Annotated in this window: 10 protein-coding genes; all 10 read right to left on the bottom strand. The window is 51.2% G+C overall.

Translation table 11 applies throughout. The features are described from left to right. Nucleotides 1–127 precede the first annotated feature (127 nt). On the bottom strand, nucleotides 128–967 hold the full coding sequence (locus ABD920_RS16610; protein ID WP_345160610.1) for a glycosyltransferase family 2 protein: 840 nt from the start codon (nucleotides 965–967) through the stop codon (nucleotides 128–130). A gap of 77 nt (nucleotides 968–1,044) precedes the next feature. Next, nucleotides 1,045–1,974, bottom strand: a complete 930-nt coding sequence (locus ABD920_RS16605) for a nucleotide-diphospho-sugar transferase (protein ID WP_345160609.1) — start codon at nucleotides 1,972–1,974, stop codon at nucleotides 1,045–1,047. 70 nt (nucleotides 1,975–2,044) lie between these two features. Next, nucleotides 2,045–3,352 (bottom strand): O-antigen ligase family protein, encoded by a 1,308-nt coding sequence (locus ABD920_RS16600; RefSeq protein ID WP_345160608.1) that lies wholly within the window; start codon nucleotides 3,350–3,352, stop codon nucleotides 2,045–2,047. A 30-nt stretch (nucleotides 3,353–3,382) separates the two neighbouring features. Continuing rightward, the gene (locus tag ABD920_RS16595; protein WP_345160607.1) at nucleotides 3,383–4,471 is read right to left on the bottom strand and encodes a glycosyltransferase family 4 protein; all 1,089 of its coding nucleotides are present in this window, start codon (nucleotides 4,469–4,471) and stop codon (nucleotides 3,383–3,385) included. Nucleotides 4,472–5,425: 954 nt separating this feature from the next. Next, nucleotides 5,426–5,911: a hypothetical protein gene (locus ABD920_RS16590; protein ID WP_345160606.1), complete on the bottom strand. Its 486-nt coding sequence runs from the start codon at nucleotides 5,909–5,911 to the stop codon at nucleotides 5,426–5,428. Between the two features lie 233 nt (nucleotides 5,912–6,144). Beyond that, complete coding sequence (locus ABD920_RS16585; RefSeq protein WP_345160604.1) at nucleotides 6,145–8,520, bottom strand: GumC family protein; 2,376 nt, start codon at nucleotides 8,518–8,520, stop codon at nucleotides 6,145–6,147. Between the two features lie 4 nt (nucleotides 8,521–8,524). Then, nucleotides 8,525–9,217, bottom strand: coding sequence for a polysaccharide biosynthesis/export family protein (locus ABD920_RS16580; protein WP_345160603.1), 693 nt, complete (start codon nucleotides 9,215–9,217; stop codon nucleotides 8,525–8,527). Between the two features lie 717 nt (nucleotides 9,218–9,934). Next, nucleotides 9,935–10,162: a hypothetical protein gene (locus ABD920_RS16575; protein ID WP_345160602.1), complete on the bottom strand. Its 228-nt coding sequence runs from the start codon at nucleotides 10,160–10,162 to the stop codon at nucleotides 9,935–9,937. 282 nt (nucleotides 10,163–10,444) lie between these two features. After that, nucleotides 10,445–11,752 carry a sensor histidine kinase gene (locus tag ABD920_RS16570; protein ID WP_345160601.1) on the bottom strand — a complete coding sequence of 436 codons (1,308 nt, stop codon included), beginning with the start codon at nucleotides 11,750–11,752 and terminating at the stop codon, nucleotides 10,445–10,447. Beyond that, entirely contained in the window at nucleotides 11,736–13,115 is a 1,380-nt protein-coding gene (locus ABD920_RS16565; RefSeq protein WP_345160600.1) for a sigma-54-dependent transcriptional regulator, read from the bottom strand. The genes ABD920_RS16570 and ABD920_RS16565 overlap by 17 nt, the downstream gene beginning before the upstream one ends. Nucleotides 13,116–13,163 lie beyond the last annotated feature (48 nt).

The following is a 13,163-nucleotide window of genomic DNA, read 5'->3' as shown; positions in this document are numbered from 1 at the left end:
GGTAACCCGACATATATGGCAACAAAGAATGCACTCAAACACACAAACGCTGCAAGCCCTGAAATCATCAAATACCTGGATCGTCTGTTACTGGTTTTTTGCATTGGTTTCGTCCATATAGGAAAGGCTACTTAAGAAAATAACCGAATAGCCTGCGTGCGTACCCATTAGCCAGGTGGTAAGGCACATACGGGGGTGGGCAGTTTTTTAAGGTGAATCGTGTGAAGTCCCTCAGGTTGCCCCCACCCTTTATATCGAAAAGGTGCTTGTAATAGTTTTTGAAGGTTTTCGAGCTCCTGATTTGCCTTTCCCCGCTTTCTTCCGGGTAGGTCAGTATTTTTGCATCATAATTCACGAATAACTCGAACCCGGCTCTGCGCGCCGTGTGCGTGTAGTCATAGTCAGCTATATAGTGCGGGAAGCGTTTTTGGTCCAACAGCCCGATTCTATCAAATACAACCCTTGGGATAAGCAGGCCACGGCCGGGCAAGTGGGTCACGGGGTGCAGCCCTTTGCGTTCAGCGTCAGGCAGCACGTGCAGAAGGTGTTCTATGGTGTTGAGTTTCCAGTTCAGGCGCTCGCCGCCAAAGATCGGTTTTTTGTTTGAAGCATCCAGTTCCAGGGCGCCGAGCAATGCCTGCGGCTTTTCCCGGTGCCAGCGATACATCTGCGCTATCATGTCGCTGTCAACCACCACGTCGTTGTTCATGGTCATGATCAGTTCCGCTCCCTGCTCCAGCGCATAACGGATGCCCATATTCACCCCCGCCGTCCAGAAGAGGCCGCCGTCCCCTTTCAGGACCACCACCTCCGGGAACTCGTCGCGGAGCATGGCTTCGGTCCCGTCCGTAGACCCGTCGTCTACGATCACTACGCTGAAGCCTTGGTTTGTCTGAGCCCTTAAAGACTCAAGGCACTCTTTTGTATATTCCTTTCTGTTGAAAACAGGTATAACGATATAGATCATGTTGGGTTGAAGGGTAGGTTGTGACTGAGCAGTGATCCGCTGTCTTGTAGCATATATGCATCAGCGAAGTTGCACTGCTATAAACTGATGCCGAATATGCTTTTCAGTTTTGCGCTTACTTTATTACGCAGCAGGTGGTTGAAATTCCGCTTGTCTGATTCGATGTCCCGGATTACAAACCTGGGATGTCGGAGCGGGATAGAAATTTCCTGCTCGCTTACAAAGGCGCTTTTGTCGTGCATGTTAAAGGTATGGGTGGCGTCTTCCCCGAAGCCTATGTTTCGGACCAGGTTTACCTCCGGTATAACGCACAAGCCGGAGTTGCTGTAAACCGTGAACTCCCACTGATAGTCCCACACATCTCCTTTCGCGATATTGGCAAACGTATCCTCGAGCTTGCTAAGGCGGTAGGCCTCTTCAAACTTGTTCAGGAAGATGCCGCTTAAGTAGCCTTTCTCCTTCAGCTCGGGGTAGCTCGGTATGTTGTAGTCGAAAAGCTGCCAGGCCCTGCGCCAGGTTGCCCAGCCCCATGCATTCACCTTGTCCGAAAAGTAATAGGAGTAGTCGCTGTCGCGGCGCCAGCCGTTCAGGTAGTTGTTGCCGCTCACGTGCATCACGCGCGTGTCGTGCCGGTAGCGCTCCAACACCTCCTGGCAATACCAGAAAAAGCTCCTGGAAGGCACGCAGTCATCCTCCAGGATAATGCCTGTCTCTTCGTGCTCAAAAAGCCACGTGATGGCCTTGGAGGGGCCTATCCCACAGCCCAGGTTGTCCGCATGAAAGAGCGTTTTAACCTCACATTCCCAGTCAACCTGCTCCACAATGCGCCGGGTCTCCTCGCAGCGTTCCGAATCTGTTGCAACATGCGGCCGCGGGCCATCGGCGGCTACGTATAATTTCTGCGGCTTTACCTGCCTGATGCGTTCGAATACCTTCTGGGTGGTGTGGGCTCTGTTAAACAGTATCAGCAATACCGGGGTATGCAGTGGTTCTATTGGGGTACTCATAAAGGCGCTAAGGAGTTAATATATTGTTGTACTGCTATTCTTAGAAGAAGTTTATACTTATATATAAGATTTACTGATACGAAAGAGGCGGATGCAACTGCTGCGTCCTTCTTCTGGCAAGCATGCGCTGCGACGACTGCTTCAGGTAACTCTGATAAGCGTTGTTCTTCTGCTCCAGGATCGTGATGCACCACCCCAGTATCCCGAAATAGAAGGGCGGGAGAATGTACGAGATCCCATACACAAACCCGGTGGAGATAAAGGTCAGGAGGATGATCTGTATGATCGTAAGCTGCGGCTTGCCAAAAGACTTACGGATGGGATGCACCATGGTTAAGAAATAGATCAGCATCCCGGCCATGCCGACATAAAACAGAATGTCCACATAAAAGCTGTGAAAGAAGTGCCCGTTCCCATCCTCAAACACGGGCTTGTCTATATCCTCCTGGTAAAACTGAATGGGCAGCTCAAAACCCTCAAAGCGCATGCCTACCATCAGGTTGTCCTGTATAAAGGGCAGGTAAGAAAGAAACTGCAGGTAGCGCCATCCGCCGGTGCCCTGCGAATTGTAGTTCTCAATATCAGTGAAGTTCTCCTGGAACTTGGCCAGGATATCCGGGTTCATCGAAAAAATGAAGGCACTGGAAATGACACTGACAACGGCGATGATAAAGACCACCGGCAACAACCTGCCAACCAGGTTTATCGGTTTATCTGATTTAAACCTGATGTAGAGGTAGAGGACGCCTATGGCGAAGGCAGAGCAAATCCAGACGGTCCGGTGCTGGAAGAAAATGATCAGCAGCAATACAAAAAAAGTGCCTGCCAGGTTAATGAACTTCCCCTCATACAGGTAACTGCCCAGGAAGTACAACAGGGGAATCATCAGCATATAGACGGAAGTGGCAACGGCTCCACGTTCGTGGCTGGTGAAGGACGACACGCTCAAAGAGTCCGGGTGTACGATGAATATATGGAGCACAAAGCCAATCAATATAAAATAGACGATGTGCTTGAAGTTCAGGTATGGGTTCTTTTTATAGAAGGTATAGATAAAGAAGGTGTGGCTAAGCAGGAAAAGCTTAAGAAACACGTGCGGATACACCAGGAAGGTGCTGTACTTGTAATAGGACTCAAACACCAGGCAGAACACGTAGAGTGTCAGCAGGAAGAAGGCAAACCGCATATAGGGCGACATGCGCTGAAAATTCAAAATGCTGTAAGTGAAGGAAAGCACCGCCGAGCCTTTTATCAGCAGATTAAAAAGGGTGATCTGGAAATCCACATTTTCAGGGGCCAGCAGCTTCACATACATCTCATCCATCATCAGGACGAGCATCAGGGGGAAAGCAAATATGATGGTATAGTTAAACTTCATATCAATTCATACTTAAAAAAAGGCAGGGCATTAATACGCCTTTGCCTCTATAACAGGTGCTGCCTTGCCCTCGGAGCGGTATAGCGACCTTACAGCTTCATACAGCTTTATATGCTGCCCGATTACTACCTCCTCAGAGAAGTTGTCCTGCACAAACCGGTAAGCGCCATCCGCGGTTTTGGTGGCGAATGCATCATCCGTGAGAAGCTTCGCAACCGCCGCCGCTATATGATCGGGTGAAGACACATCACACAGCACACCTGCTTTCCCATTATCCAGCAGGAATGGAACGAAGCCACTCTTATTGCCCCCTACGACCGGCGTTCCGACAACCATCGACTCCAGAACCGCCATGCCGAACGATTCTTCCACAGAAGGATGGAGCAGCACTTTCGCATTGGCTACTTTCTGGATGAGTTCATCGTGGCCCAGCGGGCCAATAAACGTAACGCCCTGTTCCAGGCCGTGTTGCATTGCATAGGTGTTGGCAAGGCCGCCCGGTTCCATGTCTACACCAAGCAGGTGGTACTCTAAGGCCGGGAAGTCTTTGCGAAGCCTTGCAAAAGCCCGGAGGGCCATGGGAATGCCTTTTCGCGTGTTAAAACCGTTCGTTACCGACACGATCACATTTTCCTTCCGCAAGGGTTTGTTTACTTTTTGCTCTAAATCAGGAGTGAAGAAATTATTGATGATGACGCTCTTCTCTTTCAGGCTGGCCGATAGCTGGTTGTAGGTATAGCTGGAATTTGCGACAAGGTGCCGTGCTTTCCAGGTCACCACCTTGTTCATGAGCAGGCGCACAAACCGGAATACATCGCACTGTGTGAAGAAGATCTTTCGTGCGATATCATGTATGCTGACGATCGAGGGGATGCCGCTGTTGAGGGCCGCCCAGGCATACTCGTAACTCCAGAAGGCATAGATGACATCGGCCGGGTGCTGCTGCATCAGGCTTGCCAGTTCCTGAATCTCGTAGCGGAAGAAACGGCGGCCGGGCTGGGGTTTTGTTGGCGCTATGCATACTGTTATATTAGTGCCCCGCAAAATTACCGGCTCCTCTATATGGCCGGAGTTGGTGTAGGCGATCACTTTATACCCGCGCTTTAATAGGGCATTCACTAAATGGGAAACCAGGGGGAACCCGTTTGTATCAGGTAAATCGACAGTACCTAAGTCACATGCAATCAAATTTAAGTCAACTGGCCCGGAAATACCTATCGTCATAAAAAGCTCTTTCTTAAATCTTGATAAAAGTTAAACGACATCTGTCTGGTGTTTCATCCATCAAACTTTCTTCGCTTACTGCCTGCCGTCTTGCGCGCTTCACCATGTACTCTTGTCTAAATCCGCAGCGGCAGCAATCACACGCTGCTATGTAACGGCAATTGTGTGCATGGATATGTGTTCTGCAATAGATGTGTCGGTATAACCGATTTGCAATTAAAGGCCATATATAGCCATTACAAACAACAGCAATATTTTAGCAAGGTACCTTTCCCCCCTGAGGCAGCACCCTGCCTACAGAGGCACCCCATATGGGGACAACTATATAGGAACAGCTAATGTTAAGTCAGCAAGCTAAAACTGCTTCTGAAAATGAAAGCTCAGGGATAGTACGTTCGATAAGACCTTCTGGTTAATACCGATGAACAACATGGCCTGTGTCTAATGGCAACCAGCCGCTGCAGCTAATGCTGAATAAACCCGACTTTTGAACCCGGCATTTGGCCTGTTGAATGAGCCAGAGCGTCTGTCCTCAATCTGTACATCCACTAAATCCGCACCGACAGGTACTGTTATTACATTGTTATCAGGCTTGTCAAGCAAGCGCTTCAATCGGTAAACGCATTTAAGCCGGTCAAATTTCAGGGGCTTGAATGACACGCCTCCAAAATCAGACGTAACGCTCCTTCAGGACTCCATCTACAATCATTTGGGTTATCCGTATTCAGCTTTGATGTTGTACGGAAGCAGCGTCGGGTGGCGAAAATCAGCATTCGCTTCATCAAAATGAAGCGAATGCTGACCCTGATCAATGAGGATAAAGTTTTTGGTGGTGAACTTACAGAAGCCTTATTCTTCCCTGGTAAACCGCCACGTGTACTTTCCTACTTTGGAGGTTTTTTTGTCTTTGTCCTCCACATGTATAGGATAACCGGCCCAAGCCTCCTCGTCTTCCCAAACCATGGCGGTGTCTGATATAGACAGGATCAGGTAATCAGTGGTCCGGCTGCCCTGCGTAAAAGTGATATAATTCGGTTTGCTTTCATCGGGCATCGCATACGTCCATGCCTCCTGCGTAGTATTTCCAGGAGTAGAGATCAGCATCTGATCGCCTTTAAATTCGAAGAAAGCCTGTATGTTAACTGAATCAGCATACACGATCGTATCGGCGTCTCCATAGTACTCCCTCTTAACGAAGTTGTTTATCCACTTTCCCTGGAGTTGATGACTGATTTCACCATCAGGGATCAATACAGGGGCTGGTGTGGGTGTTTCCTCGTCTTTGCATGATAAAAGGAAGAAGAAGGGTACCAGGAATAATAATGACTTTTTCATTTTGATTTGAGTAAGGGTGGTAGATGAATATTTATTCAAAAAGTAACAGTGAATGAACGGTTTAAAATAAAATCACCAGAAAGGTTAGGGTTTGGTTCGGTGCTGAAATTCAGCTTTATAGCAGTATATAGATTTAAGCAACTTTGTAAGCTCAGGTGTCATCATTCTTGGTTACAGCAGGGGGTGGTTCGTACCTGCCCCCTGCTCTATATGACTTTGTGTGGCAGCCGGATTTAAGCGTAATAGTAGCTGCCCTTTTTCTTGTACCCGTATTCGTACGTCTTGTTATAGTTGAGGTCGTTGATGACCATATAGATGTTCTTCATCTTCTTATCGGCATACAGCTCGTTTATCTGGTTCAGCAGGTTTCTCTCCGTGTACTTGTGCTTCACCACGTAGAGCTTCACATCCATGTGCTGCATCAGGATAAAGTACTCTGACACGTAGCCAACCGGCGGCGTGTCGATCACCACGTAGTCATACCGCTCCTTCAGCTGCTCTATCAGCGCATGCATTTTAGGTTGCTCCAGTAACTGCACGGCACTCTCTGGTATCGGCCCGCAGGAGATCAGGTCCAGGTTTTCGACCTCCGTGTGCTGTATGACTTCGTCCAGCGACAGCTCGGGCTGCGACAGGTAAGAAGAGAGCCCGTAAACGTCGGCCACGTTAAAGTACTTGCTGAAAGTAGGCTTTCGCATATCCGACTCGATCAGCGCCACGCGCTTGCCAGACATCGCGAGCTCGGTGCTGAGGTTGACAGAGCAGAACGTTTTACCCTCTCCGGAGATGGACGAGGTAATACCGATCACCTGAAAGCTCTGGTTCCCCATCAGGTACTGCAGGTTAATGCGGAGCGAACGGAAAGATTCGGCGATGGCAGAACGCGGGTTGTGGAGCACCGCCAGCTTATCTGACTTGTTGCCGTGCGCCACCACGCCAAGAAAGGGAATATTGGTGATACTGCTAAGATCGTCTTTCCCCTGTATGGTGTTGTCCACATTGCTCATCAGTATAACAAGACCGGCCGGTATGGCCAGGCCAATCAGCAGGGCCAGCATGTAAATCATCTTCGGCTTCACGTTCACGGGTGCATTGCCTGCCATCGAGGCATGGTCTATGATCTTCTTGTCGGTTGTGTTGGTGGCCAGTGAAATGGCCGCTTCGGCACGCTTCTCCAGCAGGAATTCATACTTTTTGTCGATAAAGGCCGACTGGCTTTGCAGGTCCGCCAGGCGCCGCTCATTCTCAGGCATCTGCGCAATGTCACTCTCTAATTTGGAGATGCGCTCATCTGCATCGGCAATGGATATATCAGCAGAGCGGATCAGGTTCTTCAGGTTCGCCTCAATCGCCTTTCGTGTGCTGTTGATTTCGCTCTCCAGCTTCACCAGCTTCGGGTTGTTCTCCGTCGCGTTCACCTGTATACCGGCTTTCTCCTGGTTCAGCTGCGAAAGCTCAAGGAACAGCGTGCTCAGAATCGGGTTCTGTATGCCCGCCACTGAAGGCGAGACAGACTGCGCTATGCCGTTTCCATTCTGCACCTGGTCTAATATCGTAGCGAAATAAGACCTGTCCGTCTTCAGGCGCGCCTTCTCCGATTCCAGCAATGACAGTTTCTGGAAGTTGAGGTTCGACTGCATGCCCACATCAGAGATGCGCTTGTTGGAGCGGAAAGAGGAAAGGGCCTGCTGGCTCTGGTTGAGAGAGTCCGACAAAGTGGCCAGCTGGCTGTCGATAAACTCCAGCGTTTTCCTGCCGTTTCGGTTTTTCTCTTCCAGGTCGTTAGCCACATACTCGGCCATCAGGGTGTTCAGAAAGTTGATCTGCTTCTCCGGGATGCTTCCTTTGCTCGTAACCCAGAGCATCCGCGACTCCCGTTCGATAGGGGCTACCTGCAGGCTGCTCTTATATTGGTTCACGAGGCTTTGCAGGCTGTTAATCACAAAGTAATATTTTTTGCCCGGCGCCATATCCCCTGCGTCGCTGCGCTCCAGGGTAAAATTCATATACTTGTCACGGTAAGGCTTCCCAAATTCCAGCACCTTGGTGAAGTTCACCTCCGGCAAAGACTCCACCACCGTCTGGTTCCCCAGGTTATAGCGGGCAACATGTTCGCCTTTGGCCGTAAGCTCATACTGTTTGTCGTTCAGCACACGCACCACCAGCGGCAGGTCCACCAACTGGTAAGATCCTGAATCGAGCTTCACGGTGTAAGGAGCGGACTCGTACTGCTCTTCTACCACCAGGTCAGATATATTGTTGAGCCAATGGTCGGTTACCTTATAATAGGCCACGGTAAAGTCAAGCTTCTGGAGGGCCTGCTTCACCATTTCGTCAGACTGCAGCAGCCCTATCTCATCTTCCACTTTTATGCCCTTGCTCTGCACCTGCAGCACCTCCAGCAGTTCCTGGGCCTTTTTAGAGCCTGTTTGCTGGTCGCCCAGCAGGAGGGTAGCCTTGAAGGAGTACACGCTCGGGGATTTCTTTACATACACGTACCCCACCGCCAACGCCACCAGGGTAAAAGCAAGAAAGAGATACCACTTGGACCTGAACTTGAACAGCCAGCTTTTTAAATCTATCTCGTGCTCTTTTTTATTTCGTTTCATTTTTCTATTTCACAAAAAAGTTAACCAACAACGCCGCCGTAGATATAACACCCAACACGGCGCTCACCACGATCAGGTTTTCCCGCTTCAGCTGCGCTTTGCGGGGTTCCACATACAATACATCATTGGGCTTCAGGTAATAATACTGGGATTGTACGAGGTTCGCGTCTGTCAGGTCTAACAACACCACCTCAGCGCCCTCTGGGGTCTGCCTGATCAGCTTTATGTTCTCACGGTTAGCGCCTTGCGTCAGGTCTCCGGCCATGCCCAACACCTCCAGCAGGTTTGCCCTTTCGTTGAACACATAAAAATAGCCAGGCCGGGTAACGTTGCCGAGCACGCTGATTTTAAAGCTGATGAGCTTCACGACAACGGTGGCATCGTTGATGTAGCGGCTCAGGCCACGCTGGATCAGGTCCTGCGCCTGCGTGGTGGTGAGACCCGCCACCTGCAGCTTGCCAACGGTAGGCAGGTTGATAAACCCCTCCGCGTCGATCGAGTAGCCGCTCAGGTACATGCTGCCAGGGTCGGCCACGCCATAGGAGTTGTTCGGGTTGGTGATGTTGAACAGCTCGGACATATCCGGGTCCACGCTCAGCACCTTCACCGACAGCACGTCGTTGTTCTGGAGTTTATAGGTGCTGTAGTTCGTGTTGAAGGATGTAGGGACCTGCTCTTTCAGGTTTGAGTTCTGCATGTATACCATTTCCTTTTTTGTAAGACACGAGGTGGTAACAAGCAGGAGCAGGATGAAATAAAAGATACTTCGCATTTTTCGTTTTTAAGGGTGATGTCAGGGACCTACGCACAGAACCGTGTGTAAGTTGTACAGATATAGTTTCAGAAGATGCTTTCAGAAATCACATAAAATTGATTTAGGCATATATACTTTTACTTGGCTAAAAGGATTCTCTTTTTGAGTAAATATTTTAAAAAATGTATATGTCACCCGAAACAGGCCATCCAGAAGCAGTTTTGCCTATTCAAGGGGGTTAGCTGCACGTGCGGCTTCCAGAAAGTAGCGGTGCTGTCTCTGCTCGCCTGGAGCGAAAAGTGATTTCAGTTTAGAAGCTGGAGCCTTTGGAATTTGTACCGTTTTGCGCGCAGTAACGGCAGCAGGGGATATATAACAATGCAATAGAAGTAACAAGAGGACAAATTTAGTCAATAATCAGCAAAAGGCTGCACATTCATTTCGAGGCGGCCTAAAAGGTTAAACCCCGGAACTGCCGCTTTATTGCCCTCTCAGGCAGAAAAGCGATCCGATGATATAGAGCTTGGTGGGAAAGGGCCTTATGGATGGCGGGAGGAGGGAAGCGGTCATAAAAAAACCATTCCCGGATCTTCTTTTAGAAGAGAACACCGGAAACGGCTCACACTTTGGCTAAAGTGACTGTTTAATATAGGCTTGTTTTTACTGGATCCATTTCGTGCGGCGCTGCCTGGCCGGGGTCTCCACTACCTGCTGCGCCTTCTGCTGCTGCAGGCGGATGCTGTCTTTAGGATGACGCACGAGCTGTTGCGCATAACCGTTTATATGCTCCAAAATGGCACCTTTCAGCTTCCAGCCTTCCGGGATGAAACCGGCAACCTCTGATGCTAATCCTTCTAAAGTGGGGGCGATGATAATGTTGTATTCCATGATCTTAGTGCTAATGAATGATCTAATATATAGAATAACAACATAGGTTGTATACGGGAGCTACGAAAAAAATAATATTTAGGTTACAATCTTCCTAAATTTCATTTATTGGAGCTATTAATTATATTTTTTACAATGATACATGATGGATAAAATACTGTTCGTAATTATTGCTACTATAAATTGCGGATATGGTTTTGAGGCCACTGCATGCAAGCAGCCTGTTTTATTGATTTTCTCCAAATAAATAAAGAAAGGGGAAGAGGCCCGGAAAGCCATCATTCACCCCTTGGGCTGCAGCTTGATCGTGAAGCTCGTCTGCTCTGCCCCGGAGGTCAGGGAGAAGTCGAAACCGTGGTTCACCAGAATGTCGCGCACCATCGTCAGACCGATGCCCTGGCCGTTGCTCTTCGTGGTATAGAACGGCGTGAACAGATGAGGAAGCACATCCGCCGGAATGCCCGAGCCACTGTCGGATATGGTAAGCTGGGGCGGGTGGAGGGAGGTAGCTACTGTTATAGTGCCTTCCGCACCAATGGCTTCCGTGGCATTCTTGAGGATATTGAGCAGCACCTGCTCCATTTGCTGCCCATCCAGCGGCACCACCAGCGGCTGCGTGGCCAGCTGCCAGCACAGGCCTATATGCCTGCGCTCCAGTTCCGGTTGCAGCAGGCGGTGCAGCCGGTGCAGCAGCTCGTGCAGGTCGGTGGGCTCTTTCTGCGGCTGCGGCAGGCGCACCACCTCGGCAAAGTTCGCCATAAAGCGGCTCAGGCTGGTATTGCGCTCCGTGGCCACCTGCAGCACATGGGCAAAGTCCTGGCGGTCTTCGGGGTGCAGTTGCGGGGTATAATATTGCAGCGACCCCAAAATAGAATTGATGGCCCCGGTCGTATTGTTTACCTCATGCGACATCACTCGGATCACTTTTTCATATGCCTGCCGCTCGTTCTTCAGGATCGCCTCCGTCAGCTCCTCTATCAGGATAAAGTAATGCTGGAAGCCCCGGTCCAGGAAGTGAGCGCGGTGGCAGCGGTAAGTCCAGGTGCCGTGGATGCGGAACGTGGTAGACTGGCCGGTGGCAAGCCCCTCCAGCTGCCGGGCCCACACATCGGGCAGCTGGCTGATGTGCTTGCCTGCCAGTTCCGCAGTGGATAGGCCCAGAAAGCGTTCTGCTGCCGGGTTCATGCTCTCCACCTGGTTATCAAACCCCAACAGCAGAATGCCGGCCGGGGAGGCCTGGATCAGTTTATCGAGCAGAAAGTGCTTCTCCGCCTGGCCCACCCGCTCGCGGCGCAGCTGGTCGATCATGCGGTTGTATACATTCACCAGCTCATCCAGGTCCTGCTGGCCCACGGCCATAAACTTCGTGGAGAAATCTTTGTCGCGGATAGACTCAATGCCGGCCCGGATAAGCTTGAGTGGCTTAAAAAAGGAGCGGTAAAGCTGAACGGTGACATATACGGAGCCAAGTATCAGCAGCTCCATCCCCAGGAAAAGGTATTTGTTCTGCTGCAGCAGGTACCACGCGAGCGCCACCAGCAGGCCGTGTATGCCCACCGCGAAAAGCACGAACTTAGTCCGCAGCGTCATACGGGATATTGAATTTGTCGAGGCGCCGGTACAGCGCGGCACGGCTCAGCCCCAGGGCTCTCGCCACCTTGCTGATGTTGTTGTGGTAATAGCCCATCGATTTTTTGATCATGGAGGCCTCTAGCTCATCCAGCGTCATGGTGCCAACGGCCGGCAGGGACTTGTCGCCTGGCTTGGCTGGGCCCTGCTGCGCCTGCGCCTGAAAGTCCTCCGCCTCCAGCACATCCGTTTCCGCCACCAGCACCGTGCGCTCCACCAGGTTCTTCAGCTCCCGGATATTCCCCGGCAGGGGCAGCTCTTTCAGCCATTGCAGCGCCCGCGGGCTTACCTGCAGCTCGGGGCGGTTGTAGTTTTTCTTCAGGTTGTTCACGAAGTGCTTCACCAGCAACGGGATATCGTCCTCCCGCTCCCGAAGGGCGGGGAGCTTTACCTTGATCAGGTTGATCCTGTAGTACAAGTCCTCCCGGAAGCGCCCTTCCTCCACCAGCTGCGCCAGGTCTTTGTTTGTCGCGCACACCACCCGGATGTCAAGCTTGCGGGGGCGGCTGTCGCCCAACACCTCGTAGGTGCGGTCCTGCAGCACGCGCAGGAGCTTTACCTGGCTGTTCAGGTCCAGTTCGCCGATCTCGTCCAGAAAGATGGTGCCTTTGTTGGCCATTTCGAAGCGGCCCATGCGGTCTGCTTTCGCATCGGTGAAGGCACCCCGCTTGTGGCCGAACATCTCGCTCTCGAACAGGGAGGAGGAGATACCGCCCAGGTTCACTTTCACGAACGGCTGGCTTTTGCGGCCGCTGTTGCGGTGCACGGCCTCGGCAATCAGTTCCTTGCCGGTACCGCTTTCGCCCTCGATCAGCACCGAGGCGTCCGTAGGCGCAATCTGTCCTATCTTCTTGAGGATCTTCAACAGCTCCTGGTTCTGCCCGACTATATAGCTGATGTCGTACTGCTGGTCCAGCTTTTTTCGGGAGAGTTCGCTCTCGGCCACTACAGCTTGCTGCGACAGGCTCAGCGCCGTGCGCGCCGCCTGCAGCAGGTATTCGTTGCTCCAGGGCTTGGTAATAAAATCAGCGGCACCCAGCCGCATGCCCTCGACCGCCAGGTTGATGGAGCCCCAGCCGGTGATCAGGATGACCGGCACCTGTGGCATCAGTTGCTTGAACTGCCCCAGCAGTTGCAGCCCGTCGTGGCCGGTGGTTTCGATCGAGTAGTTCATATCCATGATCACGAGCTGGAACTGGTGCTCCCGCGCCAGCTCCAGCGCCTGGGCAGGCGAAGATGCCTCCTTGGTTTTATAGCCGTTCTGCTTCAGCAAAAGACTGAGAGAAGCGCGGATGGCAACATCATCATCAATAATAAGAATCATCTGATGGGTAGGTTATGGGCTGCTGATTTTATGATATAAAGATAATTT

Source organism: Pontibacter saemangeumensis (assembly GCF_039541895.1).
GTDB lineage: Bacteria > Bacteroidota > Bacteroidia > Cytophagales > Hymenobacteraceae > Pontibacter > Pontibacter saemangeumensis.
The sequence above is the reverse complement of the archived record's forward strand: the minus strand, read 5'-3'. Positions and strand labels throughout refer to the sequence as shown.